This is a genomic window from Micrococcus flavus, from assembly GCF_014204815.1.
Classification (GTDB): Bacteria; Actinomycetota; Actinomycetes; order Actinomycetales; family Micrococcaceae; genus Micrococcus; species Micrococcus flavus.
Map to the genome: position 1 here is coordinate 2,273,859 of NZ_JACHMC010000001.1, position 26,128 is coordinate 2,299,986.

The following is a 26,128-nucleotide window of genomic DNA, read 5'->3' on the forward strand; positions in this document are numbered from 1 at the left end:
GGGGCCTGCGCCGGGGACGCGGTCAGCGGCCGAGGCGGCGGGGGATGAGCACCAGTCTGGCACACGGGCCCCGGCCGTCCGCCTGCCCGGAGGCCTCCGGGACGCTCGTCACATGCCGCGTGCGCGCCCGCGCGCCACCGACGCCGGCGCCCCCCTCCCGGACGGCCAGCACGCCCCCGGCCAGCTCCACGGGACCGGCCGACCCGCCGCCCCGGTGTGCGTCCGTGACGAGCACCTCCACGGCGAGCACCCGCTCCCGCGAGAGGTCCTCCGCCCCGGCCCGGCGGGCGGCCCGCACGATCACCCGGCGCCGCACGGCCGGAGGCAGGGCGGCCAGCCCGTCCAGGTCCAGCGCCACGACGACGCCGGTCCCCTCCCCGTCCGACGCGTCCGCTCCGCGCGCGGGTCCCGACACCGGGGCCGGCTCGGGGCGCAGCAGGCGCTCGAGCTCGCGGGAGGCCCACGCGTCCAGGGCGTCGGCGTCCTCGGCGGCGAGGGCGGCCGTGCGCGCGAGGGCGGCGCGCACGCCGGGGCCGAGGCCGGCGTCGGGGTCCTCGAGGGCCGGGAGGATCCGGGTGCGGATCCGCGAGCGCAGCAGGGCGGGATCCCGGTTGTGGGGGTCCTCGAACCAGGTCAGCCCGGCCCACCGGCAGATCGCCTCGGTGTCCGCGCGGGTCAAGCCGAGCAGGGGCCGGGCCACGGGGACACCGCCCGGCAGCGTCCCCCGCGCCGGGATCCCGGCGAGCGAGCGGGTGCCGGACCCGCGCGCCAGGCCGAGGAGGACCTGCTCGGCCTGGTCGTCGGCGGTGTGGGCCGTGAGCACGAGGGCGGGGGCACTCAGGCGGGGAGGCCGGGCCGGTGCCGTTTCCCGAACGAAAGCAGTCGCGGGGGCCGCCGTTTCCCGAACGACAACGTCGGGGGTGCCCGGGGTGGCGGCGCGGGCGAGAGCCGCGCGTCGTGCGGTGCGGGCGGCGGCCTCGGGACCGTCCCCGGTGGGGACCACCGCCACGCGCGTCACCGTGACGGGCGTCAGGCCGAGTCGTCGGGCGGTGTCCGCTGCCGCCGTCGCGACCTCTGCACTGCCCTCCTGCAGCCCGTGGTCCACCACCGCGGCCCCCACGGGCCCGAGCCGCTCCCCCGCCCGGGTGTCGGTGAGCACGGCGCAGGCCACCGTCAGGGCGAGGGAGTCCGCCCCGCCGGAGAGCGCGACGAGCGCCCGGGGAGCACGGGCAGGCGCGGGGGCGGAGGCGCGGCCGGCCCCCGCCCCGACGGCCTCCTCGAGCACCGCACGGACCTCCGCGACGGCCCGGTGCAGCGGCTCGGGCCAGCGGGCGCGCGGGGGCCACGGAGCCGACGCCGGCAGACCCGGGAGCATCACCGGAGGCGGCCCGTCAGGCCTCGGCGCGGATGCGTGCCACCCAGGTGTCCGGGGCGTGGATCTCCGCCTCGCTCGGCAGCAGCTCGGGGGCGTCCCACACCACGTTGAACCCGTCCATGCCGATCTCCGAGACCACCGCGTCCACGAACCGCTGACCGTCCCGGTACTGGGCCATCTTGGCGTCCATGCCCAGGATCCGGCGGATCGCCTTGTCCAGCGCGGAGCGGCGGTCCCCGCGCTCGTCGAAGCGGCGGCGGATGGTCTTCACCGAGGAGACGACGGAGGAGTCCACCGCGTCCATGACCACGTTCGCGTGCCCCTCGAGCAGGGACATCACGGCGGTCACGCGGGACAGGCGCGCCCGGTCCTCCTCGTCCTGCAGGGCCCCCAGCAACCCGAGGCTCGGCCGCGCGGCCGGTCCGTCCCGCGGGACCTCCCCGGCCACGGCCCCCTCACCCCGGCCCCGCGCGGACCCGGCCAGGGGGTTGGCGGTGGCCAGGGCGGAGCGCAGGCGCTCGGGCAGGGACTCGGCCTTGTCGAACAGGCCGCCGGTCAACCCCGTGATCTCCGCCTGCAGGTGCTCGCGCAGCCACGGGGCGGCGGCGAACTGCACGCGGTGGGTCTGCTCGTGCAGGCAGACCCACAGGCGGAAGTCGGCGGGGTCCACGTGGATCTCCCGGCGGACCTGCACCACGTTCGGCACCACGAGCATCAGGCGCCCGCCCGCGGGGCCGGCGGGTTCGCCGTCGGGACCGGGGAGGGCGCTGAACGGGTCGTACTGACCGAGGACCTTGGAGGACAGCCACGCGAGGATCCCGCCCATCTCCAGGGCCGTGGCGCGGGTGGTCACGGGCAGCGTGGCGGCCTCGTACTCCGCGGGCCGCGTGGCCTGCAGGCGCGCGAACGTGGGGCCCAGCAGCGCGGCGAACGACTGCGTGTTGGCGCGCGACCACGTGGGCCGGTCCACCACGAGCACCTGGGAGTCGCGCAGCCCACGGGCGGCCTCGAGGCCGGTGAGCCGGTGCACGTGCGGCACGGCGGCGTCCGCGGCGGCGCGCAGGCCCTCGGCCTCCCGGCGGGCCTCCCGCGCGGTGGTGCGCGGCCCGGCGGCGGTCAGGGCCTCGGCCGTGCGGGCGGCGAACGCCCAGTCCACGGGGTGCACGAGGGGCTCCCCGGACGAGCCGGTGCGGCCGGGCGTGCGGGGCTGGTCTGCGCTCATGCGTCCCATCCCACCACAGGGCCCGGACACGGCACCGGGCCCGGGGGCCCGTCAGAGGGCGGCGACGGCGGCCACGGCCTCGTCGATCGCCGCCCGGGCCGGCGCGATCTCCCAGTTGACCTCGGAGCACACGACGCTGAACGCGAGGACGCGCCCCGTCGTCGTGGTGACGGTGCCCGTGAGTGAGACGGTCTGGTCCAGGGTTCCGGTCTTGGCGGCGACGGCGTCGCGCGCCGGCGCGGCGGGGAACCGCTCCCCCAGGGTGGAGTCCTCCCCGGGGCGCGGCAGGGCATCCAGCACGAGGGCGCGGCCCAGGTCGGCGGACAGCCCCGTGACCACCCCGACGAGCTGGGAGGCGCTCAGCCGGTTGGCCACGGCGAGCCCGGAGGCGTCGACGACGTCCATGCCCGCCGTGTCCACGCCGATCTGGGCCGCCTCGTGCTCCAGGAGCGCGGCGGCGCCCGCGTGGGTGGCCGGCAGCCCGGCGGCCGCGGCGGCGGTGTGGGCGAGGGCCTCGGCGACCTGGTTCTCGGAGTGGGCGAGCAGGTACTCCACCTGGTCGCCGACGGGCGCGGAGCGCACCTCGGCCACGGGTTCGGCGGCGCGGACCCGCTCCCGCGGCGCGTCCGTGGCCGGGATCTCCTCCCGCACGGCCACCTCCACGGCGGCCCCGTCGGCGTCCGCGAGGGCGGCCAGCTCCGCCTGGAAGGTGCGGGCGGCGGACGCGGCCGGGTCCGCCAGCCGGTCCTGTCCGGTCCCCGGCGTGGCCCGCCCGCCGTAGGTGGCCAGCGGCTGGACAGGGGCGATGTTGCCGCTCTCCACCATCCCCGTGGACCATGCCGGGTTCAGGGGGTCCGCGTCCTCGAACAGGCGCAGGTCCGTGCTCACCACCACGGGGCCGATGACGCCGCGCTCGGCCAGCCCGGCCAGGGTCCGCTCGGCGAGGGTGCGCAGGCCGGCGCGACCGTCCACGCGGGACGGGTCCGAGGCCCCGGTGCCGAGCAGGACGTCCCCGCCGCCCACCAGGACCAGCTCGGTGGTCCCGCCGCCCTCGTCGGCTGGGAGGGCCACCACGCGGGTGGGCAGGGTGGTCTCCGCGCCGAGCGTGTCCACGACGGCGGCCCCCGTCAGGATCTTCACCGCCGACGCCGGGGCCACGGGCTCGTCCGCTGAGCGGGAGTACAGCACCCGCCCCGTGGCGAGGTCGCGGAACTCCGCGGACACCGTCCCTGGCGCCTGGGCCAGTCCCGGCTCGACCGCGGCCGCCACCTCCGCAGGGCTCGGCAGATCCCCGGGGGCCGAGGAGGAGGTCTGCGGGGTCGGCGAGGCGGGCGCCGTCGTCGTCGTCGGGGCGGCGGCCGGTGCGGAGGAGACCGCCGCGGGCGCCGGCGCCGCGACCAGACGTGGGAGCAGGAAGTCCCGGGTGAGCATCAGGAAGAGGGTCGCGACAGCCAGGGCCAGCAGGACGCAGAGGACGACGAGCGTGCGCTCGGAGCGGCGGTCGGTCACCCCCCGGTTCTACCACGCGGCCCCGGGACCGCCCCCGACCGCGCCATCCCGGGCGTCCCGGGCGGGCGCGGCGGTAGGCTGGCCCCAGTTCCGCCGGGCGGCGCCGTCGTCCGGGACCCGTTCCTGTGTGAAGGAGAAGCCATGGCGCACGACGTCACCATCGAGATCCCCGCGGGCTCCCGTGTGAAGTACGAGTTCGACCACGAGACCGGCCGCCTGCGCCTGGACCGCGTGCTGTTCACCTCGATGCAGTACCCCACGCACTACGGCTACTTCGAGAACACCCTCGGCGAGGACGGCGACCCGCTGGACGCCCTCGTGTTCCTGCCCGGCTTCGACTTGGTGCCCGGCTGCGTCGTGGAGGCCCGCCCGATCGGCGTGTTCAACATGACCGACGACGGCGGCGGCGATGCCAAGGTGCTGTGCGTTCCCGCGGACAAGCGCTTCGACCACATCACCGAGCTCGAGCACATCGAGGAGTCCCTCAAGGCGGAGATCGAGCACTTCTTCACCCGCTACAAGGACCTCGAGCCGGGCAAGTGGGTCAAGGCCGAGGGCTGGGACGGCCGCGCGGTCGCCGAGAAGGAGCTCGAGGCCTCGATCGAGCGCTTCGACGCCGCCGGCGAGCACTCCCCCTCCGACGAGCCGCAGGGCCGCAACGTGGACACCGAGGAGGCCCAGCCGGCCACCGAGGAGGGCTCCGAGACCGACGTGCCCCAGGGCCGCTGACCCCTCATCCCTGATCCGGCGGACGGGCCGCTGAGCTCCCTCCGCCGACCCGACCGACGACGCCGGCCGCTCACCCTCCGGGGTGGGCGGCCGGCGTCGTGTCCGGTGGGAGGATGGACGCCATGTTCGTGCTCACCCTCAACCAGCGGGACACCCCCGACGCCGGCGACCGCGTGGACGCGCTGCTGCGCACCCTGCGCGACGCCGAGCCGGGCATGCCCGGGCTGCGCGACGCCCCGCTGCCGTTCGCGCGCTCGGTGGGGGACGAGGCGATCGGCGTCCTCGAAGACCCCCACGCCGCCGTCGACGTGGCCCTGCGGGCGCTGCGGGAGCGGCGCTGGAACGTCGGGGTCGGCGTCGGGAGCGTGACGCACGCGGACGGCTCCGCCGGCCTGCCCGCCTCGGGGGACGTGCACGACGCCGGCGGGCCCGGACTCGTGGCCGCGCGCCGGGCCGTGGAGGCGGCGGCGCTGTCCACCGCGCGGATCCCGCTGGCCGTGCGGGGTCTCGACGCCGAGGCCGCGGCGGAGGCCGAGGCGGTGCTCAAGCTCGTGGGTCAGCTGGTGTGGACGCGCACCGCCGCCGAATGGGCGGTGCTGGACCTGCTCGTGCCGGGCGTGCGGGGTCAGCAGAGGCCGGCCGCGGAGGCGCTCGGGATCACCGTGCAGGCCGTGTCCCAGGCCGTGCAGCGCTCGTTCTGGAACGAGGAGCACGCGTGCCGCCCGGCCGCGGCCCGGCTGCTGGGTCTCGCGGGCGGCTGACCCTCTCCCCGGCGCGCGGCTCAGCGCGGATCGGGCAGGGTGGCGTGCCCGGCGACCAGCTTGAGATGCCACACGGGACCGAGCCAGCGCTGGGCCGACCGGTCCGTCGCCAGGTCGGCCGCCGCGAGCACCACGCCCAGGGCGGTGCCCGCCGCGCGCCGCCGCCGCTCGGGCACGACGGCCTGCAGCACCGCCGTCGCCCCGACGACGCCGCCCCAGCGCGCGAGGGCCCGGGACCACGTCCCCTCGCCCGCCGGCGGAAGGGCGAGGCACTGCACGTGCGCGGCGGCCAGTCCGAGGCGGTCGGCGAGCGACGAGGAGCGGTAGCGCTCGCGCGTGGCCGGCAGCTGGAACGCGACCATCCCGCCGGTCACGTCCACGGCCACGGCGCCCAGCAGCAGTGCGGCACCCGGCCCGCGCCGCGTCCCGGTCTGCCGCGCCACGGCAAGCCCGGTGACGGCGGCGACGCCGAGCACCGCCGCCGACTCCGCCCGGCCCAGCGGCCCGACCAGACCGCGCCACACCCGTGCCGCCACGTCCCCCCTCTCGGTCACCCCGCTCGTCCCTCCGCTCGTCCGTCCGCCTGGACGCCCCGCCCCGCGCCGGATCGGATGTCCGGACCGGAGTCCCGCCCGCATCCCGGGCCGGACATCCGGTTCGTGAGGGTCGCGGCTCAGCGCGCCGACGGCTCCGGCACGCGCACGCCGGCGGGCCGGTCGGCCTCCGGCACGAGCGACCACAGGACGTCCGCCAGGCCGTGCTCGTCCACGCCGCCGGTGACCTCGTCCGCGGCCTCCTTGACCTCGTCCACGGCCTGGCCCATGGCGACGCCGCGGCCGGCCCAGCGGAGCATCTCCACGTCGTTGCGGCCGTCCCCCACGGCCACGGTGTCCGCGGGGTCCACGTGCAGCACGGTGCGCAGGCCCTCGAGCGCGGAGGCCTTGGTGACGCCGGCCGCCGCGATGTCCAGCCACGCCGTCCACCCCACGGAGTACGCCACGCCGGACAGGCCGATCCCCTCCACGGCGCGGCCGAACTCCTCCGCGGAGGAGTCCGTGGAGAACACCACCAGACGCACCGCGGTGGTGGACATCAACTCCTCGAAGGACACGCCCTCGGCATCCACGCCGAAGGACATGTCCTGGAACCGCTCGGTGGAGCGGAAGGAGCCGTCCGGCAGCTCGAGGGCGTACTTGGCGGACGGCAGCCGGTCCCGCAGCTGCGCGAGCACCGAGTGGGGGTCGAAGGTGCGCAGGTCGGTGACCTCGTAGCCCTCCTCGAGCGAGGGGTCCAGGCGCAGCGTGACGCCGCCGTTGGAGCACACCATGTAGCCGGTCTCGATCCCGAGGGACTTCGCCACGGGCAGCGTGGCCCCCCGCGAGCGCCCGGTGGCGATCACCACGCGGTGCCCGGCCTCGACGACGGCGCGCACGGCCTCACGCACGGGCTCGTGCAGGTGCCCGTCGTGATCCACGATGGTTCCGTCCACGTCCAGGCACACGAGCTTCTGAGTCATGGACTCCACCCAACCACACGGCCCGGACACGTCAGCGACGCGCGGGTGAACGACGGGGGACGCCGTGCACGGCCGCGGCGGCCGCCGGCACAGGCCTCGGCACGCTCAGACGAGCTCGAAGCGCTCCAGCCCGCCCAGGTACGGGCGCAGCGCGGCGGGCACGGTCACGGAGCCGTCCGCGTTCTGATGGTTCTCCAGGATCGCGACGATCCAGCGCGTGGTGGCCAGCGTGCCGTTGAGGGTGGCCACGGTGCGGGTCCCGCCCTTGGAGCCGTCCTCCTTCTGCACGCGCTCGCGGATGTTCAGGCGACGGGCCTGGAACGTGGTGCAGTTGGACGTGGAGGTCAGCTCACGGTAGGTGCCCTGGGTGGGGACCCAGGCCTCGCAGTCGAACTTGCGGGCGGCGGACATGCCCAGGTCGCCGGCGGCGATGTCGATCACGCGGTAGGGCACCTCGATGGCCGCGAGCATCCGCTCCTCCCACTCCAGCAGCCGGGCGTGCTCGGCCTCGGCCTGGTCCACGGAGCAGTAGATGAACATCTCCAGCTTGTTGAACTGGTGCACGCGGATGATGCCGCGGGTGTCCTTGCCCGCGGACCCCGCCTCACGGCGGTAGCACGTGGACCAGCCGGCGTACCGGGTGGGCTCGGCGACGTCGATGATCTCGTCCGCGTGGTACCCGGCCAGGGCCACCTCGGAGGTGCCCACGAGGTAGAGGTCGTCCCGCTCGAGGCGGTAGATCTCGTCGTCGTGCTCCACGTCGAAGCCGGTGCCCTGCATGGTCTCGGGGCGCACCAGCGTGGGCGGGATGACCGGGATGAACCCGTTCTCCAGTGCCAGGTCCAGGCCCATCTGCAGGATGGCCAGCTCGAGGCGCGCGGCCACGCCCGTGAGGAAGGAGAACCGGGCGCCGGAGACCTTCGCGCCGCGCTCCATGTCGATCCCGCCGATCAGCTCGCCGAGCTCCAGGTGGTCGCGGGGCTCGAAGCCCTCGGCCGCGAAGTCGCGCGGGGAGCCGACCTCCTTCACCACCATGAAGTCGTCCTCGCCGCCGGCGGGGATGCCCTCGACGATCAGGTTGGGGAAGGCGCGCTGGTGGGCCAGCAGCTCGGCCTCGGCCGCGTTGGCCGCAGCCTCCGCCTCCTTCACCTGCGCGGCGAGGTCCTTCACCTCGGCCAGCAGGGCCTGCTTCTGATCGCCCTGGGCCTGAGCCACCTTCTTGCCGAAGGCCTTCTGCTCGGCGCGCAGCTCCTCGAAGCGGGAGATCGACGCGCGGCGGGAGGCGTCCGCCTCGACGATCCGGTCCACGAGGGACGCGTCGGCTCCGCGGGCCTCCTGCGAGGCGCGGTACTTCTCGGGCTGGTCCATGAGGTCCTTGACGTCGATCACGTTCCCAGCCTATCCGCAGGACGGGCGGGGACTCCGGCGCGGGCGCGCGGATCCTAGACTGTCCCCATGACCCCGGAGATGCTGTCCGCCCTCGTCGCACTGGTGCTGGGCGTGGTGCTGGCCGTGACCCTCGGCTTCGTGGTGGCCCGACAGGGCCGGCTGCGCCGCTCGCTCGGGCATGCCCGAGCGGACGTCCAGGCCCTCGAGGCCCGCGTGGCCACCCTCAGCGATCGGCTCACCGCGGCGGAGGGCGAGGCCCACTCGGGCCATGAGCTCGCCTTGATCTACAACCCGGTCAAGTCCGGGGTGGACGAGATCCGCGCGTACGTGGAGACCCAGGCCCGCCGGGACGGCTTCGGCGACGTCCTGGTCCTGGAGACCGAGGAGGACGACCCCGGCGTGCAGATGGCGCGGGACGCCGTCGCGGCCGGGGTGCGCCGCGTCCTCGTGGCCGGCGGCGACGGCACGGTGCGCACCGTGGCGGAGGAGCTCGCCAACACCTCCGTGGCCCTGGGGATCATCCCGCTGGGCACGGGCAACCTGCTGGCCCGCAACCTCAGCCTCCCGATCAACGACCCGGAGGAGTGCGTGCGGATCGCCCTGCACGGACACCAGCGGGTGATCGACACCGTGGACGTGCGCCTGGTCCACGAGGACGGCGAGCGCACGCGCCACACCTTCACCGTGATGGGCGGCGCCGGCTACGACGCCGACATCATGGGGGACACCCGCGACGACCTCAAGGACATGGCCGGCTGGCTGGCCTACTCCGAGGCCGGCCTGCGCCACCTGGGCGGGGAGCGCCGGGAGGTCTCCGTGGCCCTCGACGGCGGCCCCTTCCGGACCTTCCGGATGCGCTCCGTGCTGGTGGCCAACTGCGGGATGCTCACCGCCGGGATGGAGCTGCTGCCGGAGGCCAAGCTCGACGACGGCCTGCTGGACGTGCTGATCCTCTCCCCACGCAACACGCTGGACTGGGCACGCATCGCCCTCAAGACCCTGACCCGGCACCGCAGGGATCTGGACTCGCTGCACACGAAGCAGGCCACCCGGGTGCAGGTGCGCTTCGCCGAGCCGACGCTCTCCCAGCTCGACGGCGACGCCACCGGGAGCATCACCGCCCTGGACGCCCGGGTGCAGGCGGACTCCCTGGTCGTGATGATCAAGAACGAGGAGCGGGCCTCCGTCCAGTCCTGACCCGCCGGACCGGTCCTGGCGGGGCGGCGCCCCCGCGGGGACGCCGCCCGGTCAGCGGGCGAGGATCCCGCGCACCCAGTCCGCGCCGCGGCGGTAGGCCTCGTCCGTGACGTGCGGCGGCACGTGGACCGCCCGGCGCTCGGCGCGCGGGTAGGACCCCAGGAACCGGACGCCCGGGAAGCTGCGGCGCAGGGCCGCCAGGGCCGCGCCCACGCGCTCCTCGGCCAGGTGCCCCTCCAGGTCGATCGAGAAGGAGTACCGGCCCATGCCCTCGCCCGTGGGGCGGGACTCGATGCGGGAGAGGTTGATCCCCCGCGTGGCGAACTGGTCCAGGATCTCCCGGAGGGCACCGGGGTGGTCGTGGGGCAGGGGCACGGCCACGGTGGTCTTGTCCGCGCCGGTGGGCTCCGGCAGGGGACCCGGCCGGGAGACCAGCACGAACCGCGTCACCGCGCCCGGCACGTCCTCGATCCCCTCCGCCAGCACCGGCAGTCCGGTCTGCTCGGCCACGAGCGGTGCGCAGACCGCCGCGTCGACGACGGGGGCGGCCCCGGCGTCGTCGGCGCGCTCGGCGGGCAGCAGCAGGCGGGCGCCGGCGGCCGTGGAGGAGGCGGGGGTGAACTCGGCGTCGGGCAGGTGGGCGTGCATCCAGCCGCGCACCTGGGCCCACGCGTGGGTGTGGGTGCTCACGCGGCGCACGTCCGCCAGGGCGAGTCCGGGCCGGCCCACGAGCACGAAGCTGATGGGCACCAGGACCTCGGCGCGGATCTGCAGCTCCTCGCTGGAGCCGATGTCGTCCAGGGTGGCGGAGACGCCGCCCTCCACCGAGTTCTCGATGGGCACCACGGCGGAGTCCACCTCGCCGGCCCGGACGGCCGCGAGCGCCGCAGGAACCGAGGAGGCGGGGACGAGGTCCGCGGCGGCGGGGTCCACGAGGCGGCGCAGCGCGGCCTCGGTGAAGGTCCCCTCCGGGCCCAGGAACGCGAGCCGGGGCCGACCCGCCGGATCGGAGCCGACGGCCCCGGAGCGCGGGGTCTCGGCAGGGGTCACTTGACGGTGGGCTCGGCGCCGCCGTCGGCCTCCATGGGCTTGCCGGCCTCGAGCCAGGCGCCGGAGCCGCCGGCCACGTTGATGGCCGAGTAGCCGCGGCCCACCAGGAACTCGGCGGCGCGGGCGGACCGGCCGCCGCTGCGGCAGATCACGTGGTAGTCGGTGTCCGGGTCCAGCTCGTCCAGGCGCTCCGGCAGCTCGCCGAGCGGGATGTGGACGGCGCCCGCGGCGCGGCCGAGGGCCCATTCGTCGTCCTCGCGGACGTCGAGGATGTGGGCGTCGGCGGGGACCTGGTCGACGGAGACGGTCTCGTAGATGCTCATGCCCTCAGCCTACGGGCGACCCGGATGCTGGCCTACCCTCGTGACCATGTCCCCCACCGACCCGACGTCCCCGGCCGAGCCGGCCGCCCCGAGCACCGCGACCCGCCTCGCCCGTCTGCTGGACCGCTCCGCCGTGGCCCTGCGCGACGCCCTGGCCGCGGGGGAGCTCTCCGCGCGCGAGGTCACGCAGGCGGCCCTGGACGCCGCCGCCGCGCACGAGGACCTGGGCGCGTTCGCCCTCCTGGACGCCGAGGGCGCCCTGGCCCGCGCGGACGCCCTGGACGCCGCCCGCCGGCACCTCCACGACGACGTCCCCGCCTCCCTCCACGGCCTGCCCCTGGCCGTGAAGGACCTCACCGACGTGGCGGGGATGCCCACGCGGCACGGCTCCGCGCTGCTGGCCGACGCGCCGCCCGCCGCGCAGGACGACCCGCTCGTGGCGCGCCTGCGCCAGGCCGGGACGGTGGTGCTGGGCAAGACCACCGTCCCGGAGTTCGGCCTGGACTCCTACTCGGAGACCCTCGTCGGGCCGCCGGCGCGCAACCCCCTCGACCCGACCCGCACCCCCGGGGGCTCCTCCGGCGGCTCGGCGGCGGCCGTGGCGGCGGGGATCCTGCCGTTCGCGCCCGGCTCGGACGGCGGCGGGTCGATCCGCATCCCCGCGGCCGCGTGCGGGCTGGTGGGACTGAAGCCGGGCCGGGGGACGGTGCCGACGGACGAGGCCGCGGACACCGTGCGCACGCTCACCGTGTCCGGGCCGCTGGCCCACACCGTGGAGGACGCGGCCCTGCTCCTGGACGTGCTGACCCACCCGGAGGGCTTCGGCGGCCGGATGCTCGCGGACGTGCGCCGGGCCGCCGAGGCCCGCCGCGCCGGGGCTCCGCACGCCGGCGTGCGGGTCGGCCTGAGCACCGCCTCCCCGTTCCCCCCGGCGGTGGAGGTGAGCCTGGCCCGTCCCGCGCTGGCCGCCCTGACGCGCGCCGGGGCCCTGCTCGAGGCCGGCGGGCACATGGTGGAGCCGTTCAGCCCGTACTACGGGGAGCGGTACCACGAGGACTTCCGCACCGTGTGGACCTCGGGGCTGCTGCGGGCGCCGCTGCCGCCCGACGCCGAGGAGCGCGTGGGCGCGGTGGCCGCGTCCTTCCTGCGCTCGGCGCGGGCCGCCGGGCCCGAGGAGACGGCCGCCGCCGTCGAGCGCCTCGAGGGGTGGGCGGAGAACGTGCGCGCCCAGTTCGCCTCGGTGGACGTGGTGATGACGCCGGTGCTCGCCACGGCCCCGCCCGAGGTGGGGCACTTCCTGGCCCTGCCGCCGGAGGAGAACTATGCGGCGCAGTGCGCGTTCACGCCGTACACCTCGATGGTCAACGTCCTCGGGCTGCCCGCGGTGTCCGTGCCGGTGGACCGGGACGGGGCCGGCCTGAGCTGGTCGGTGCACCTGATCGGCCGCCCGGGCGACGAGGGGCGCCTGCTCCAGCTCGCCGCCCACCTGGAGCTGCTCCTGGCCGGCTGACCCCCGGGGTCAGTACCCGGCCGAGGTGGCCGCCGCCCCGGCGAAGACCATCAGCAGGACGAGGGCCAGGATCCCGAGCACGAGGAACGCGAGGCTGAGGTAGTTCGTCACGAGGCCGGCGATGGCGAAGCCGCGGCCGCGGGGCTCGCGCTTGAGGCCCATGTGGCCGAGGACCACGCCCACGATCGGCGGGATCACCAGGGTGAGGCCACCGAGCAGGGACAGGATGCCGATCACCATGGAGGCGATGGACAGGCCCGTGCCCGACTGGTCCGCCGGGACCTGGCCGTAGCCGCCCCCGGGGTAGGCGGGCTGCTGGCCGTAGGCGGGCTGGGCCTGGGCGTCGGCCGGGCCGGCGCCGTGGGCCGGGACGCCGGTGCCGTACGGGCCGGCGTCGGCGGTGCGGGCCGCCTGCTCGGAATAGGACGGGGCCGCGTCCCCGCCGGCCGCGACGGAGTCCGCGTACCAGGAGGTGGAGGAGCCGGTGCGCTCGGCGGCGGGCCGGTCCGGCCAGCCGCCCTCCGACGGCGTGCCGGCCTCCCGGTCGTGGGGGTGCCGGCCGTGCGGGTCCTGGTCGTGGCCGTACGCCATGGGGGGTTCCTCTCCTGGACGGGGGCGGCCCGGCGCGGTCTCCCGCGCGTGGACCGCGTCTGTCCCGAGTCTAGGCGCGCGTCGACGTTCCGGGCAGGCCGGTCAGCCCTCGGCGGAGGCCTCCTCGAGCAGGTCCCGCAGGAACCCCGCGAACCCGCCCGGGGTGCGTCCCTCCAGCCGGGAGGAGGTGTGGACGCGCACCCGGTCCGTGGCGAGCACCCGGTCCTCGCCCAGGGCGCGCACGGCCTCGGCCAGGCGGACGTCCTCGTGCTCGGCCACCGCGGCGAACCCGCCGACCCGCTCGTACAGCGCCCACGGCAGGCCGAGGTTCGCCCCGTGCACGTGGGGGTGGTCCTCCCGGTGCTCGTAGTCGGCGCGCCAGCTGCGAACCAGGCCCTGGTCCGCGTGGGCGGGCAGGTCCACGGTGCCGAGCACCATGGCCTGGCCGTCCGCGCGACGCCGCGCGGCCAGGGCCGGCTGCCCCACGAGCCAGTCGGCGGGCACGCGGGTGTCCGCGTCCGTGCAGGCCAGCCACAGCGCCGCGGCGGGCACGTCCGGGAACAGCCCCCGGGCGTGCCGGGCGGCCTCGGCGCGCGCCCGACCCACCCCGCCGGCGCCCGGGCCCAGTTCGAGCACGTGGATCCGGGGGTCGCGGGAGCGGGCGGCGCGGGCCGCCGCGAGGGTGGGGGTGTCGTCGTCCGGCACGGCCACCACCGCGGCAGCCGAACCCTGCGTGTGCTGCGCCTCCCAGTGGTCCAGGGCGGCGGAGAGCCCGGCGAGGGAGTCGGGCAGGTGCTCGGCCTCGTCTTTGGCCGGCACCACCACCACGGCGTGCGTGGCGGCCGCGGCGCGGGTGTGCACGGACAGGCGCAGGTCCGCCTCCACGTGCTCGGACAGCAGGCGCCACCGCGGGTCGGCGGCCACGCGGTCGTGCACCGCGTCCCCGTCGAGCGGCCAGCCGGTGATCGGCTGGCGCCAGTGGCACAGCAGCAGCTCCCCGCCCGGGCCCAGGGAGGCGTCGGCGGCGTCCACGAGCGCGTCGAGCTCCTCGGGCTGCAGGAAGTAGCCGATCTCCGAGGCGACGACGAGGTCCACGGGCGCGCCGGCGTCGTCGTCCGGACCGCCGGCCGCCTCTCCGGCGGGGCCGAGGTCCGCGGGCCAGTCGGCGGGCAGGACCGCGAGGCGGACCTCCGCGTGGGGCACGTCCGCCAGGTGCGCGGCGGCGCGCTCCACGGCCACCTGGGAGGCCTCGAGGCCCACCACGCGCTCCGCGCGCTCGGCCAGCGCCGCGGTGAGCACGCCGATGGACGCGCCCGCCTCCACTACCGTCCCGTAGCGGGGCCGTGGGAGCACGGCGAGGGTGAGCGCGCGCTTGCGGGCCTCGTACGGGCTGGTCAGGTAGTGCCAGGGGTCGTCGTGCGCACGGTAGAGCCGGTCGAACACGGCGGAGGCGCGGGAGGCGTCGCCGTCGTCCACGGCGGTGCGCCGGAACGTCTCGAACCCGCGGCTGAAGTGGGCGATCATGCGCGCGGGCAGGATCGCCTCGTCGCCGGGCGCGGCCGAGAGCGGGCGCGTCTGGGAGGCGTGCGCGTCGAGCGCGGCGCGGCGGGCCTCGGCGTCGCCGGGGGCCAGGTCCAGGCGCCGGTAGCGGCGCGGGCGCAGCTCCTCGGGAGCGCCCCAGTGCCAGAACCACAGGGGGAAGGCGTACAGCTCGAGGTCGTGCTCGGCGGCCAGCGCCGCGGCCGCCGCGCCCACCGTGTCATGGTCCCCGTGGCCGTCGTCGGGGTCGTGGCTGACCAGCACGACGGCGCCGCCCGCCCCCGCCTCCGGGGCGCCCCCCGAGGGGCCGTCCCCGGCGGTGCGCTCGGCCAGGACGCGCTCGAGCGCGGCCCGGACCTCCGCGGGCCGGGCGGCGAGGTCGCCGTCGGGCAGGCCGAGGGACTCCCACGTGAGCGTGCCGGCCTCCGGACCCAGTCCGTCCGCGAGCGCGGCCACCGCGTGGTCCATCTCGGTCCGGCGCAGACGCACGAGGTCGGCGGGGGTGTGGGTGGGCGAGTCGGGGTGGGAGGCCTCCCCGGCCGTGGCCAGGGCCACGTGCACGTCCGCCCCGCCGCGCAGGGCCGCACGGATCAGGCCGGCGGCGCCGAGGGTCTCGTCGTCCGGGTGGGCGACGGCCACGAGCAGCGTGTCACCGGGGGCCCAGGTGCGCGGGGTCAGGGAGGGAAGGTCGGCCACGCCGGCGGCCTCCCAGGCCGCCTCGTCCGTGCCGGCGTCCCGGTGGTCGAACCTCACCACGGCTGCACCCCCGCGCGCTCGGCGGGGTCCAGGGCCAGCAGGCCCTCGGCGAGCCGGGCGTCGTCCCGGTGGCCGTGGTGCTGGCGCAGGTAGACCTGCAGATCGGCGACGGCGCGGGCGTGCGCGGCGTCCCCGGTCAGCGGGCCGGGGCCGGTGGCCTGCCCGACGACGTCCAGCACCTCGGTGCACAGCTGCGCCACGGTGCCGCGGATCCGGTCCGCCTCCACCTGGCCGTGCGCGCCGTCCAGGCGCCCGGCGTCCACGTCCTCGGCGGCGTGACCGAGCAGGGACGCCATGGCGTGCAGCAGCCGGTCTACGCGGCCCAGCGCCGCCAGGCCGACCTGGTCCGGGCCGGGCCCGCGGCCGTCCGCCGCCGCGGCGGCACGGCGCTGCACCGCGGTGCGCAGGGTGCGGGCCACGTGCACGGCACCGCCGAACCACACGGCGGCCACCCCGATGCCGCCCCACGCGAAGCCGGGGCGGCGCAGGTACCACTCGGGCTCTCCCACGGAGCGGCCGGGGACGGCGTCGAAGCGCAGCCCCACGGTGGTGATCGCGGCCAGGCCGAGGGCCGGCCACGCGGTGTCCACGGGCGTGACGCCGGGGTGGGCCAGGTCCACGAGCAGGGCGTGGCGCAGTCCGTCCTCGGCGCGGCCGGTGACCACCGCGGCCGCGCAGCGGTCGGCGAGCGAGCACCACGGCTTGGTCCCGTCCAGGAGCCAGGCGGCCCCGTCGGGGGCCGCGTCCGGGGCCGGGCGGACGGCGGGGGTGACGCCGCCGGACTCGGACGCGTACACGCCCAGCAGCCCGGCGGGGGCGGGCACACCGGCCTGGGACAGGATCGAGAGGGCGTCCAGGTGCGGCTCGAGGACGCGCGCGGCGGACAGGGACACCGCCGCGGTGGAGGCGAGCAGCTCCCACTGGCGGCGGGTGCGCCCCTCCCCGGTCAGGGGCAGGTCCAGGGCGGGGGCGCCGTCGTCGTCCCGCCCCGGGGCCCCGCGGGAGAGGAGCGCGACCATGGGCTCCACGCCGGATCCGCCCTCCGCGGCGGCGGCGAGGACGGCGGCCTCGTCGGCGTCGGGCTCGGGGGCGGAGGGGGCGGCTCCGGGGAGCAGCACGAGCGGAGTCGCGGGCATGGGCACCTTCTCTGACCGGCGGGGACGCGCCCCGGCCGGGCGCGCCGGTGGTCCACGCTAGTCAGCGCCGGGATCGGCGGGAAGGCGCGGGCGGCGGGGACGGGCCGGCCGGGCGCCGTCCGGGACGACCCGCTTTCTTGACAAGTTCAAGACAACTGCGCTGGGGTGGGAGCATGAGCATCGTCCATGCCGACCCCGCCGCCGACCGCGCGCTGCTGCGCGCCGCCGGCCTGCGGGTGACCCGCCCCCGGGTGGCCGTGCTCTCCGCCCTGCGCTCGTGGCCCCACGCGGACGCCTCCTCCGTGCTGGCCGCGGTCCGTGCGGACCTCCCGCAGGTCTCCCACCAGGCCGTCTACGACTGCCTCCACGTGCTGACCGGCGCGGGCCTGGTGCGCTCGCTGCAGCCGGCCGGCTCCGCCGCGCGGTACGAGATCGCCGCCCACGACAACCACCACCACCTCGTGTGCCGCGGCTGCGGCACCCTGGTGGACGTGCCGTGCCGGACGGGCTCGGCCCCCTGCCTGCACGCCCCCGAGGACCACGGGTTCCTCATCGACGAGGCCGAGGTCTACTACTGGGGCCTGTGCCCCGCGTGCCGCGACGGACAGGACGAGGCGGCCCCGCCGTCGTCGTCCGCCGCGGTCCCCTGAACCTCCTCCATCCACCCGCGACCCCACCTTCCGTCCCCGAAAGGATCACGCCATGAGCGCTGAAGACAAGAACCTCCCGCACGGCGAGGAGAGCACCACCGTCGGCGAGATGAACGACACGGTGGCCGTCGGCCAGCCCACGGAGCCCCGCGCGGACGCCGACGGCGGCGCCGCCCCCACCGCCGCGGCGGCCGACAACCCGCAGACCGCCGCCGAGGCGGAGGGGGGCACGTGCCCCGTGGCCCACGGCGCCCCGCTGGCCCACCCCACCTCGGGCGACGCCAATCAGCAGTGGTGGCCGAACCGCCTGAACCTGAAGATCCTCGCGAAGGACCAGCCGGTCCAGCGCCCCGAGGACGCGGGCTTCGACTACCCGGCCGCCTTCGAGAAGCTGGACCTGGCCGAGGTCAAGGCGACCATCGCCGAGGTCCTCACCACCTCCAAGGACTGGTGGCCCGCCGACTTCGGCACCTACGGCCCGTTCATGATCCGCATGGCCTGGCACTCGGCGGGCACCTACCGCGTGGGCGACGGTCGCGGCGGCGCCGGCGAGGGCCAGCAGCGCTTCGCCCCGCTCAACTCCTGGCCGGACAACGCCTCCCTGGACAAGGCTCGCCGCCTGCTGTGGCCGGTCAAGAAGAAGTACGGCCAGTCCCTGTCCTGGGCGGACCTCATCGTCCTGGCCGGCAACGTGGCCCACGAGACCATGGGCATGCCGACCTTCGGCTTCTCCGGCGGCCGCATCGACGCCTACGAGCCCGCGGACGACGTGTACTGGGGCCCGGAGACCGAGTGGACCAACGGCGGCGCCGAGCGGTACAAGGGCGAGCGTGAGCTGGACAACCCGCTCGCGGCCGTCGAGATGGGCCTCATCTACGTGAACCCGGAGGGCCCCGAGGGCGAGCCGGACCCGCTGAAGTCCGCCAAGGACATCCACGAGACGTTCTCCCGCATGGGCATGAACGCGGAGGAGACCGTCGCGCTGATCGGCGGCGGCCACACCTTCGGCAAGACCCACGGCGCCGGCCCCGTGGAGGGCAACATCGGCGCCGAGCCCGAGGCCGCGGACATCGAGCAGATGGGCCTGGGCTGGAAGAACGCCTACGGCGAGGGCAAGGGCCGCGACACCATCACGTCCGGCCTCGAGGTCACCTGGACCTACCACCCCACCCGCTGGGACAACGAGTTCTTCCACATCCTCTACGCGTACGAGTGGGAGCTGATGGAGTCCCCGGCCGGCGCGAAGCAGTGGCGCCCCGTCAACGGCGGCGGCTCCGACATGGTCCCCGAGTCCGACTTCCAGGGCCGCCGCGAGCCCCGCATGCTGACCTCGGACCTCGCCCTGCGCTTCGATCCCGTGTTCGGCGAGATCTCCAAGCGCTTCAAGGACGACTTCGCCGCGTTCCAGGACGCGTACGCCCGCGCGTGGTTCAAGCTGACCCACCGCGACATGGGCCCGATCGCCCGCCACTACGGCCCCGAGGTCCCCTCCGAGGAGCTCGTGTGGATGGACCCGGTCACCGCCCCGGAGAACGTCCCCGGCGACGCCGAGGTCCAGGCCGTCAAGGACGCGGTCGCCTCCTCCGGCCTGTCCGTGACCGAGCTCGTGAAGACCGCGTGGGCCGCGGCCTCCTCCTTCCGCTCCTCGGACAAGCGCGGCGGCGCCAACGGCGGCCGCATCCGCCTCGAGCCGCAGCGCTCGTGGGAGGTCAACGAGCCCGCCGTCATCGGCCCGGTCATCACGACGCTGGAGCAGATCGCCGAGCAGACCGGCGTGACGTTCGCCGACACCCTCGTGATCGCCGGCAACTGGGCCGTGGAGAAGGCCGCGGCCGACGGCGGCGTGCCGGTCTCCGTGCCCTTCACGCCGGGCCGCGGCGACGCCACCCAGGAGCAGACGGACGAGGAGTCCTTCCGCCACATGGAGCCCAAGATCGACGGCTTCCGCAACTGGGACCCGCGCCCGTCCAAGCAGTTCCCGTCCGAGTTCGCGCTCGTGGACCGCGCCAACCTGATCGGCCTCTCCGCCCCGGAGATGACGGTGCTCGTGGCCGGCCTGCGCGTGCTGGGCGCCGTGCCCGAGGGCTCGACGGACGGCGTGTGGACCGAGAACGTGGGCGTCCTGTCCCAGGACTTCCTCACCGCGATCACGGACATCGACACGCAGTGGGAGAAGGTGGCCGAGGGCCGGTACCGCGGTGTGACCGCCGAGGGCAAGGAGCTCTTCGGCACCCGTGACGACCTCGTGTTCGGCTCCAACTCGGAGCTGCGCACCCTGTCCGAGGTGTACGCCGCGGACGACGCCAAGGAGAAGTTCGTGCGCGACTTCGTGGCCGCCTGGGTCAAGGTCATGGACGCGGACCGCTTCGACGCGCGCCGCGCCGCGAAGGAGTCCGTGGCCCAGGGCTGACGTCCTGGTCCGCTGACGTCCTGGACCGACGACGACGGGCGCTCACCCGGGGAGGGTGGGCGCCCGTCGTCGTCCGATGGGCGGTGGGAGGCGACCCGGGCCCGGCCTTGCCCCTGCCCCCTGTCCTGCATCCCTGCGGCGCCGTCCCCCGGACGCTTCCTGGTGAGGACACACCGTCACACGTGCCCTGACGAGGGTCGGTGAGGGCGCGTCCTCACCAGTCGGCGCGGGGGCCGGGCCGCCATCACGACGACGACGGCGCCCGCCCCCGTCAGCCGCGCCGCCGGCGGAGCTCAGCGCGCCCGCCGGAATCCACCCAGCACAGCAGCCCGGCCACGGCCAGGAGCAGGCCCCCGCCGAACATCACGGTGGTGCCCAGCTCGCCGAGGTGGGAGGAGGGGCTGAGCACCGCAGCCGCGACGGCGGCCGCGTGCAGGGAGGCCAGGGCGAGCACGGCGACGGCTGCGAGGATCCGGCCGCCCCGACCGGCGGCCACGGCGTGCGCCACCACGAACCCCGCCCCCACCAGCCCGGCCACGGCGGACACCGCCAGGAGAGCGTGGACGGCTGCGGACGGCAGCGCGAACAGCAGCGGGGCGAGGAGCATCAGGAGGAACAGGACCACGGCCGGGACCGTCAGCAGCACCCCGCCGACCGCCATGCGCCGGGGCCCCGTGCCGGCGGGGCGGGGGACGGCGGCGTGGGCGGTCATGCGGACCTCCGGGGTCGGCGGCGGGACCGGACGCCCACCGGGGAGCCAAGCATGACCGACGCCCAGTCCGATCACAAGGAACCCGAAGCCCTGGAGGCCGCCGCCGGGGAGGGCGGGGGCGCCGTCGTCGTCGGCTCACTGAACCGGCAGTTCTTCCCGCGATCATGCGGAGGTGGAAGAGTGTCGGGCATGAGCGAGACCACGCACATCCCCGCCGCCCAGCGACCCGGCACCCGTGCCCTGCCCGAGGACCTGATCGACGTCGTGGCCCTGCTCACGGCCTACCGCGAGGGACACCCGGACCCCTCCGACCCGGCCCAGAAGGTCGTGTTCGGCACCTCCGGCCACCGCGGCTCCGCGCTGAAGACCTCGTTCAACGACGACCACATCGCGGCGATCACGCAGGCGGTCGTAGAGTACCGCGCGAACAAGGGCATCAAGGGCGCCGTCCTGGTGGGCAAGGACACCCACGCGCTGTCCGGCCCTGCGCAGGACACGGCCGTGCAGGTGCTGCTCGGCAACGACGTCGAGGTGAAGGTGGACGCCCGCGACGGCTACACGCCCACCCCCGCGGTCTCCCACGCGATCCTGCACCTGAACGCCGGGCGCGAGCTGGCGCCGTCGGGCTTCGCAGTGGACGGGGACAACGCCGGCCTCGTGGACGGCCTCGTGATCACCCCGTCCCACAACCCGCCCGCGGACGGCGGCTTCAAGTACAACCCGCCCCACGGCGGCCCCGCGGACACGGACGCCACCGGCTGGATCGCCGCGCGCGCCAACGAGCTGCTCGCCGCGGGCCTGGAGGGTGTGCACCGCGTGGCCGCCGAGGACGTGGCGGGCCACCCGAAGCTGGGGACCTTCGACTTCCTGGACCGCTACGTGACCGACCTGCCGCGCGTCGTGGACCTGGACGCCATCCGGGACGCCGGCGTGCGGATCGGCGCCGACCCCATGGGCGGGGCCTCCGTGGCGTACTGGGGCGAGATCGGGCAGCGGCACGGGCTGGACCTGACCGTGGTGAACCCGGAGGTGGACCCGACCTTCGGGTTCATGACCCTGGACTGGGACGGGAAGATCCGCATGGACTGCTCCTCCCCGAACGCCATGGCGTCCCTGATCGAGCGCATGACCCCGGACGCGAACGGCGAGGCGCCCTTCGACGTCGCCACGGGCAACGACGCCGACGCGGACCGGCACGGGATCGTCACCCCGGACGGCGGGCTGATGAACCCCAACCACTTCCTGGCCGTGGCGATCGACTACCTCTACCGCCACCGCGAGCAGTGGCCAGCCGACGCAGGCGTGGGCAAGACGCTCGTGTCGTCGTCGATGATCGACCGCGTGGCCGCCGACCTCGGCCGCGAGCTCGTGGAGGTCCCCGTGGGCTTCAAGTGGTTCGTGCCGGGGCTGCTCTCCGGTTCGGGCGTGTTCGGCGGCGAGGAGTCCGCGGGCGCGTCCTTCGTGCAGTTCGACGGCGGCGCGTGGTCCACGGACAAGGACGGGCTGCTGCTGTGCCTGCTGGCCGCGGAGATCCAGGCGGTGACGGGGCAGTCGCCGTCGCAGTACTACCGCGACCTCATGGCGATGCACGGCGATCCGGCCTACGCCCGGATCGACGCCCCCGCCACGTCCGAGCAGAAGGCCGCGCTCAAGGCGCTCTCCCCCGACGACGTCACCGCCACCGAGCTGGCCGGCGAGACCATCCTGGCCGCGCTGACCAACGCCCCGGGCAACGACGCCCCGATCGGCGGCCTCAAGGTGGTCACGCAGAACGCGTGGTTCGCGGCCCGGCCCTCCGGCACGGAGGACGTGTACAAGATCTACGCCGAGTCCTTCCTGGGCGCTGAGCACCTGAAGCGGGTGCAGGCCGAGGCGCAGCAGATCGTGGACGCGGTCATCTCCGCCTGACCCACGCCGCGCTTTCGTTCGAGAGACGGCACCCCCAGGGGCGCTGTCGTTCGGAAAACGGCACCACGACGACGGCGACGCGCCCACCCCGGCCGCGTCGCCGTCGTCGCGTGGCGGGGCCGAGCACGCCCCGCCCTGCCGGCGGATCGCCGTCTCCCGCGCGACAGTGCGGCGACACGCCGCCGTTTCCCGAACGAAAACGGGTGGGTAGCGTGGGCCGCATGAGCCCGTCCCCGCGCGCCGCCGCGTCCTCCCCCGCCCCCGTGTATCCGTTCCCCGGCACCGAGCCGGTGGAGGCCGCCGTCGCCCGGATCCGCGCCGAGGCCGACGCCCGCACCGCCCATCCCCGCGAGGTCCGCGAGGAGCGCCTGCGCGCCGTGCGCCGGATGCTCACCGACCACCAGGACCGGTTCGCCGATGCCCTGGCCCGCGACCTCGGCAAGTCCCGCACCGAGGCGCTGCTGACGGAGGTCGGCTCGGTGATCTCGGAGATCGACCACACCCTCGCCCACCTGGGCTCGTGGATGAAGCCGCGGAAGGTCTCCGTCCCCCTCGCGTTCCAGCCCGCATCCGCCCAGGTCGCGCCCGTGCCGCTGGGTGCCGTGCTGGTGATCGGCGCGTGGAACTACCCCGTGCAGCTCACGCTCGCCCCGCTCGTCGGCGCGCTCGCCGCGGGCAACGCCGTCGTGGTGAGCCCGTCGGAGAAGTCGCCCGCCACGGCCGCCGCCCTGCAGGAGCTGCTGCCGGCCGCGCTGGACGGCGAGGGCGTCGCCGTCGTCGAGGGTGGGGCGGACTGCGTCCAGGCGCTGATCGCGCACCCGTGGGACCACATCCTGTACACCGGCGGCGAGCGCGTGGGGCGGATCGTCTACGAGGCGGCCGCGAAGACGCTCACCCCCGTCACCCTCGAGCTGGGCGGCAAGTCGCCGGCCGTGGTGACCGAGGTGAAGGACCCCGCCGGGATGGCCCGGCGCATCGCGTTCGGCAAGTTCACCAACGCGGGCCAGACCTGCGTGGCCCCGGACTACGTGCTGGCCGTGGGACCGGAGGCGCACGCCCAGGTGCTGCGGCACCTGCCCGCAGCGATCGCCGAGTTCTACGGCCCCGATCCCGCGGAGTCCCCCGACTACGGCCGCCTGGTCTCGGAGGACCACGCCCGGCGCCTCGTGGACCTGCTGGCCGAGGACGTCGACGCCGGTGCGCACGTGGTGATCGGCGGCGAGGCGGACGTAGCCGGCCGCTACCTGGCGCCGACCGTCGTCGACGGCGTCTCCCTGGACGGCGCGCTCATGCGTGAAGAGCTGTTCGGTCCTGTCCTGCCGGTGGTCCGCGTGGACACCCTGCAGGAGGCGCTCGACGTGATCGCCGCGCGCCCGCACCCGCTGGCCTCCTACCTGTTCACCGATGACGACGACGATCGCGCCGCCTTCTCCGCGCAGGTCCAGGCCGGCGTGGTGAGCGAGGGAGTGACGCTGCTGCACGCGGGCATGCCGACGCTGCGGTTCGGCGGGGTGGGCCACTCCGGGATCGGCGCGTACCACGGCGAGGCCGGGTTCGAGACGTTCTCCCACCTGCGCCCCGAGCTCACCAAGGGCACCGGCGTGGACACGCTGCGCGCGGTGTACCCGCCGCACGGGCCGGTCAAGCGGGCGCTGCTGCCGAAGCTCCTGTGACCCCCAGGGGCGCTTTCGTTCGGGAAACAGCACCGCCCCAGACATTTTTGTTCGGGAAACGGCGCCTCACGGCGCCCAGCAAACACCCGCCAGCCTGCCACGCCGTCGCCCTGTTGCGCAGCGGCCACCCCCCCTACGCTCCCACCATGGGGCCGATGTGGGCCCCTCGATGAGAGGAGCGACCATGCCCACCACCGCCACCCGCCTGACGCTTGCGGCCTCCGCCGGCCTCCTCGCGCTCACCGCCTGCTCGGCCGGAGGGACGGCCGACCCCTCGACGACGTCTGCCCCCGGCGGATCGACGTCGGCCGCCGCCTCCGCGTCCGACCTCGCCAGCGCGCCGCTCGGGACTCAGGAGCTCGCCGTCCGCGGCATCACCCGCGGCGGCGCGGCGGTCGAGGTCCCCGACGGGACGACCCTCGCCGTGAGCCCGGACGCGACCGCCTTCCAGGCCGCCGTCTCGGGCATCTGCGGGCAGCCGCGCTGGGGCGTCTCGGTGACGCGACCGGACCTCTGGTCCGCGACCGGCGACGTCCCCCAGCCCGCCGAGGGCTGCCCCTCCGACGCGCCGGGCCAGGACGCCCGCGCGGCACTGGAATCCCTGTTCGACGGCGATGTCGCCGTGGACACCGGCGCTGACGGCAGCCTGACGCTCACCCGCGGCGACGTCGAGGCGGTGCTGGCGCCGACCTCCTGAGCGGCGCCGTTTCCCGAACGACAACGTCCGGGGAGGTGCCGTTTCCCGAACGAAAACGCCGGGGGGTCAGTGCTGCGGCCAGATGCCGCGCCGCGTGAACACCTCGGCCAGGACGTCCGCGCGGTCGGTCATGATGCCGTCCACGCCCAGGTCCAGCAGGCGCTCCATCTCGGCCGGATCGTCCACCACCCACACATGGACGGGGAGGTCTGCGGCGTGGCAGCGGCGCACGAACGCCTCCGTCACCACCGGCACTCGACCGTGCCGCACGGGCACCTGCACGCAGTCCACCTCGAGCGCGTGCCGGCGCAGCCAGCCGGTCAGCCCCAGCGGGCCGAGCAACACCAGGGCCGCGATCGCTGCCGCCCCGCCCGACGTCGCCACGCGCCTCGGTCCGTGGGCGCGGTCGGCGTGGCCCGCCTCGGCGAGGGCCCGGCGGAAGGCGCGCCGCCGCGCGTCGTGGAACGAGGCGACCAGCACGCGGTCCCACGCCCGGTGCTCGGTGAGCAGGGCGGCGAGGGGGCGGGCGGCGGCGTCGTCCTTGAGGTCCACGTTGAACCGGGCCTCGGGCAGCGCGGCGAGCAGGTCTGCGAACCGCAGCAGCGGCTCCCCGCCCACCGTGTGCGCGCCCAGCTCCTCCCAAGTCAGCGCGGAGAACGCGCCCACGGCGGTGGACACGCGGTCCAGAGTCTCGTCGTGGAAGACCACGAGCTCACCGTCCGCCGTGGTCCGCACGTCCAGCTCGAGGTACGTGAAGCCTGCCTCCCACGCGGCCCGGAACGCGGCCAGCGTGTTCTCCCGGCCCGTGTCCGCGCCGCGGTGGGCGAACCCCAGCGGCCAGCCGCGCCGCGCGGGCAGAGAGTCGGCGAGGTAGGCGGGGGCGGGGCGGGACGAGGCAGCGGGGACGTTCACGCGAGCTGGCCCAACGTCGTCCGCACGCGCCGGGCGAATGCGGGACAGCCGGCCTTCAGCAGAGCGTCATCGAGCTGCGCATGGCCCGGTCTGTTCGACCAGTAGTCGAACTGGATCTTGACGATGGGAAGGAGGCACCGCGGGTTCGAGTCCGTCACGAGGACGAAGAAGTCGTCCGGGGTGATCACGTCATAGTGCTCGTCATCCGGCGTCGTGGTGATGTCGTCCGGAGCGTTGAAGGTGAGCACGAGGTCGGCCCGCGCGGCCACGGCCGCTGCATGCACGTGATAGTCGTGGTCGTCCGCACCCGTGAACGGCAGGTTCCCCGGGAAGTCCTGGACGACTTCGTCCACGAGGCCGGTGATCTTCTCCACCCGATCCGTGATCGCTCCACCCGAGCGTTGGGGGTGGATGCGCCGCAGGGCGTGGATCGCCTCCGCCTGGATGTCGTGGGTGATGTGCAGCTGGAACATCCCCTCGTTGAACTCCCGGAGGAAGTGGAGCCAGTCCATGGCGGTCCGGCTCACCAACACGTTGGCGTCGACGAGAACCCTGCACGTCAT

At 75.6% G+C, this 26,128-nt stretch carries 23 protein-coding genes; 9 read left to right on the forward strand and 14 right to left on the reverse strand.

Translation table 11 applies throughout. The annotated features are described in order from the left end of the window. Window positions 1-22: 22 nt before the first annotated feature. From BJ976_RS10540 to BJ976_RS10550, 3 genes are read right to left on the reverse strand one after another with little or no spacing between them, the layout of a single operon-like run. Window positions 23-1,375: a tRNA lysidine(34) synthetase gene (locus BJ976_RS10540; RefSeq protein WP_135030511.1), complete on the reverse strand. Its 1,353-nt coding sequence runs from the start codon at window positions 1,373-1,375 to the stop codon at window positions 23-25. A 16-nt stretch (window positions 1,376-1,391) separates the two neighbouring features. Next, window positions 1,392-2,597 carry an Rv3626c family coenzyme F420 biosynthesis-associated protein gene (locus BJ976_RS10545; RefSeq protein ID WP_184231864.1) on the reverse strand — a complete coding sequence of 402 codons (1,206 nt, stop codon included), beginning with the start codon at window positions 2,595-2,597 and terminating at the stop codon, window positions 1,392-1,394. Between the two features lie 51 nt (window positions 2,598-2,648). Further along, window positions 2,649-4,106 carry a D-alanyl-D-alanine carboxypeptidase gene (locus tag BJ976_RS10550; protein WP_229667336.1) on the reverse strand — a complete coding sequence of 486 codons (1,458 nt, stop codon included), beginning with the start codon at window positions 4,104-4,106 and terminating at the stop codon, window positions 2,649-2,651. A 141-nt stretch (window positions 4,107-4,247) separates the two neighbouring features. Here BJ976_RS10550 and BJ976_RS10555 point away from each other — a divergent pair, with 141 nt between their 5' ends. Together BJ976_RS10555 and BJ976_RS10560 are read left to right on the forward strand one after the other, a co-directional pair. After that, window positions 4,248-4,835 carry an inorganic diphosphatase gene (locus BJ976_RS10555; RefSeq protein ID WP_135030509.1) on the forward strand — a complete coding sequence of 196 codons (588 nt, stop codon included), beginning with the start codon at window positions 4,248-4,250 and terminating at the stop codon, window positions 4,833-4,835. A 122-nt stretch (window positions 4,836-4,957) separates the two neighbouring features. Next, complete coding sequence (locus BJ976_RS10560) at window positions 4,958-5,596, forward strand: hypothetical protein (RefSeq protein WP_135030508.1); 639 nt, start codon at window positions 4,958-4,960, stop codon at window positions 5,594-5,596. A gap of 20 nt (window positions 5,597-5,616) precedes the next feature. Here the strand turns inward: BJ976_RS10560 and BJ976_RS10565 are convergent, their stop codons facing one another. From BJ976_RS10565 to serS, 3 genes are all read right to left on the reverse strand, one after another. Beyond that, window positions 5,617-6,150: a hypothetical protein gene (locus BJ976_RS10565; RefSeq protein ID WP_135030507.1), complete on the reverse strand. Its 534-nt coding sequence runs from the start codon at window positions 6,148-6,150 to the stop codon at window positions 5,617-5,619. Between the two features lie 119 nt (window positions 6,151-6,269). Then, on the reverse strand, window positions 6,270-7,112 hold the full coding sequence (locus BJ976_RS10570; RefSeq protein WP_135030506.1) for an HAD family hydrolase: 843 nt from the start codon (window positions 7,110-7,112) through the stop codon (window positions 6,270-6,272). Between the two features lie 105 nt (window positions 7,113-7,217). Beyond that, window positions 7,218-8,501, reverse strand: a complete 1,284-nt coding sequence (gene serS, locus BJ976_RS10575; RefSeq protein ID WP_135030505.1) for a serine--tRNA ligase — start codon at window positions 8,499-8,501, stop codon at window positions 7,218-7,220. A 66-nt stretch (window positions 8,502-8,567) separates the two neighbouring features. Between serS and BJ976_RS10580 the strand changes: the two genes are divergently transcribed. After that, window positions 8,568-9,698, forward strand: a complete 1,131-nt coding sequence (locus BJ976_RS10580; RefSeq protein WP_135030504.1) for a diacylglycerol/lipid kinase family protein — start codon at window positions 8,568-8,570, stop codon at window positions 9,696-9,698. A 51-nt stretch (window positions 9,699-9,749) separates the two neighbouring features. On the opposite strand, the gene pheA is transcribed toward BJ976_RS10580, so the two are convergent. After that, window positions 9,750-10,748: a prephenate dehydratase gene (gene pheA, locus BJ976_RS10585; protein WP_135030503.1), complete on the reverse strand. Its 999-nt coding sequence runs from the start codon at window positions 10,746-10,748 to the stop codon at window positions 9,750-9,752. Next, window positions 10,745-11,071 carry a rhodanese-like domain-containing protein gene (locus BJ976_RS10590; RefSeq protein ID WP_135030502.1) on the reverse strand — a complete coding sequence of 109 codons (327 nt, stop codon included), beginning with the start codon at window positions 11,069-11,071 and terminating at the stop codon, window positions 10,745-10,747. The genes pheA and BJ976_RS10590 overlap by 4 nt, the downstream gene beginning before the upstream one ends. A 46-nt stretch (window positions 11,072-11,117) precedes the next feature. Between BJ976_RS10590 and BJ976_RS10595 the strand changes: the two genes are divergently transcribed. Continuing rightward, a complete protein-coding gene (locus BJ976_RS10595; protein ID WP_135030501.1) occupies window positions 11,118-12,581 on the forward strand; it encodes an amidase in 1,464 nt (487 codons plus the stop codon). A 9-nt stretch (window positions 12,582-12,590) separates the two neighbouring features. On the opposite strand, the gene BJ976_RS11900 is transcribed toward BJ976_RS10595, so the two are convergent. The 3 genes from BJ976_RS11900 to BJ976_RS10610 form a co-directional block, all read right to left on the reverse strand. Next, a complete protein-coding gene (locus tag BJ976_RS11900; RefSeq protein ID WP_221419419.1) occupies window positions 12,591-13,172 on the reverse strand; it encodes a DUF4190 domain-containing protein in 582 nt (193 codons plus the stop codon). 102 nt (window positions 13,173-13,274) lie between these two features. Continuing rightward, complete coding sequence (locus BJ976_RS10605) at window positions 13,275-15,467, reverse strand: bifunctional PIG-L family deacetylase/class I SAM-dependent methyltransferase (protein ID WP_229667334.1); 2,193 nt, start codon at window positions 15,465-15,467, stop codon at window positions 13,275-13,277. Continuing rightward, complete coding sequence (locus BJ976_RS10610; protein ID WP_229667333.1) at window positions 15,461-16,603, reverse strand: acyl-CoA dehydrogenase family protein; 1,143 nt, start codon at window positions 16,601-16,603, stop codon at window positions 15,461-15,463. Before BJ976_RS10610 ends, BJ976_RS10605 begins: the two co-directional genes overlap by 7 nt. A gap of 173 nt (window positions 16,604-16,776) precedes the next feature. On the opposite strand from BJ976_RS10610, the gene BJ976_RS10615 reads away from it, so the two are divergent. Then, the gene (locus BJ976_RS10615) at window positions 16,777-17,253 is read left to right on the forward strand and encodes a Fur family transcriptional regulator (protein ID WP_135030500.1); all 477 of its coding nucleotides are present in this window, start codon (window positions 16,777-16,779) and stop codon (window positions 17,251-17,253) included. 52 nt (window positions 17,254-17,305) lie between these two features. Further along, complete coding sequence (gene katG / locus BJ976_RS10620) at window positions 17,306-19,663, forward strand: catalase/peroxidase HPI (RefSeq protein WP_229667331.1); 2,358 nt, start codon at window positions 17,306-17,308, stop codon at window positions 19,661-19,663. Window positions 19,664-19,934: 271 nt separating this feature from the next. Here the strand turns inward: katG and BJ976_RS10625 are convergent, their stop codons facing one another. Then, window positions 19,935-20,375 (reverse strand): hypothetical protein, encoded by a 441-nt coding sequence (locus BJ976_RS10625; RefSeq protein WP_135030499.1) that lies wholly within the window; start codon window positions 20,373-20,375, stop codon window positions 19,935-19,937. Window positions 20,376-20,564: 189 nt separating this feature from the next. On the opposite strand from BJ976_RS10625, the gene pgm reads away from it, so the two are divergent. The 3 genes from pgm (at window position 20,565) to BJ976_RS10640 (ending at window position 24,653) form a co-directional block, all read left to right on the forward strand. Further along, on the forward strand, window positions 20,565-22,283 hold the full coding sequence (gene pgm, locus BJ976_RS10630) for a phosphoglucomutase (alpha-D-glucose-1,6-bisphosphate-dependent) (RefSeq protein ID WP_135030498.1): 1,719 nt from the start codon (window positions 20,565-20,567) through the stop codon (window positions 22,281-22,283). 221 nt (window positions 22,284-22,504) lie between these two features. Continuing rightward, entirely contained in the window at window positions 22,505-23,956 is a 1,452-nt protein-coding gene (locus tag BJ976_RS10635) for an aldehyde dehydrogenase family protein (protein WP_135030497.1), read from the forward strand. Window positions 23,957-24,140: 184 nt separating this feature from the next. Then, a complete protein-coding gene (locus tag BJ976_RS10640; RefSeq protein ID WP_135031017.1) occupies window positions 24,141-24,653 on the forward strand; it encodes a hypothetical protein in 513 nt (170 codons plus the stop codon). Window positions 24,654-24,719: 66 nt separating this feature from the next. Here the strand turns inward: BJ976_RS10640 and BJ976_RS10645 are convergent, their stop codons facing one another. Together BJ976_RS10645 and BJ976_RS10650 are read right to left on the reverse strand one after the other, a co-directional pair. After that, window positions 24,720-25,565: a glycerophosphodiester phosphodiesterase family protein gene (locus tag BJ976_RS10645; protein ID WP_135030831.1), complete on the reverse strand. Its 846-nt coding sequence runs from the start codon at window positions 25,563-25,565 to the stop codon at window positions 24,720-24,722. Next, a complete protein-coding gene (locus BJ976_RS10650) occupies window positions 25,562-26,128 on the reverse strand; it encodes a PIN domain-containing protein (protein WP_135030832.1) in 567 nt (188 codons plus the stop codon). Before BJ976_RS10650 ends, BJ976_RS10645 begins: the two co-directional genes overlap by 4 nt.

Bases quoted from the DNA above. Each gene is read 5' to 3' on its own strand.
- BJ976_RS10650 (WP_135030832.1), bottom strand. From the start codon at position 26,128: ATGACGTGCAGGGTTCTCGTCGACGCCAACGTGTTGGTGAGCCGGACC.
- BJ976_RS10595 (WP_135030501.1), top strand. From the start codon at position 11,118: ATGTCCCCCACCGACCCGACGTCCCCGGCCGAGCCGGCCGCCCCGAGC.
- BJ976_RS10590 (WP_135030502.1), bottom strand. From the start codon at position 11,071: ATGAGCATCTACGAGACCGTCTCCGTCGACCAGGTCCCCGCCGACGCC.
- BJ976_RS10610 (WP_229667333.1), bottom strand. From the start codon at position 16,603: ATGCCCGCGACTCCGCTCGTGCTGCTCCCCGGAGCCGCCCCCTCCGCC.
- BJ976_RS10580 (WP_135030504.1), top strand. From the start codon at position 8,568: ATGACCCCGGAGATGCTGTCCGCCCTCGTCGCACTGGTGCTGGGCGTG.
- BJ976_RS10540 (WP_135030511.1), bottom strand. From the start codon at position 1,375: ATGCTCCCGGGTCTGCCGGCGTCGGCTCCGTGGCCCCCGCGCGCCCGC.
- BJ976_RS10615 (WP_135030500.1), top strand. From the start codon at position 16,777: ATGAGCATCGTCCATGCCGACCCCGCCGCCGACCGCGCGCTGCTGCGC.
- BJ976_RS10635 (WP_135030497.1), top strand. From the start codon at position 22,505: ATGAGCCCGTCCCCGCGCGCCGCCGCGTCCTCCCCCGCCCCCGTGTAT.
- katG (WP_229667331.1), top strand. From the start codon at position 17,306: ATGAGCGCTGAAGACAAGAACCTCCCGCACGGCGAGGAGAGCACCACC.
- pgm (WP_135030498.1), top strand. From the start codon at position 20,565: ATGAGCGAGACCACGCACATCCCCGCCGCCCAGCGACCCGGCACCCGT.
- BJ976_RS10560 (WP_135030508.1), top strand. From the start codon at position 4,958: ATGTTCGTGCTCACCCTCAACCAGCGGGACACCCCCGACGCCGGCGAC.
- BJ976_RS10625 (WP_135030499.1), bottom strand. From the start codon at position 20,375: ATGACCGCCCACGCCGCCGTCCCCCGCCCCGCCGGCACGGGGCCCCGG.
- BJ976_RS10570 (WP_135030506.1), bottom strand. From the start codon at position 7,112: ATGACTCAGAAGCTCGTGTGCCTGGACGTGGACGGAACCATCGTGGAT.
- BJ976_RS10545 (WP_184231864.1), bottom strand. From the start codon at position 2,597: ATGAGCGCAGACCAGCCCCGCACGCCCGGCCGCACCGGCTCGTCCGGG.
- BJ976_RS10640 (WP_135031017.1), top strand. From the start codon at position 24,141: ATGCCCACCACCGCCACCCGCCTGACGCTTGCGGCCTCCGCCGGCCTC.
- BJ976_RS10555 (WP_135030509.1), top strand. From the start codon at position 4,248: ATGGCGCACGACGTCACCATCGAGATCCCCGCGGGCTCCCGTGTGAAG.
- BJ976_RS11900 (WP_221419419.1), bottom strand. From the start codon at position 13,172: ATGGCGTACGGCCACGACCAGGACCCGCACGGCCGGCACCCCCACGAC.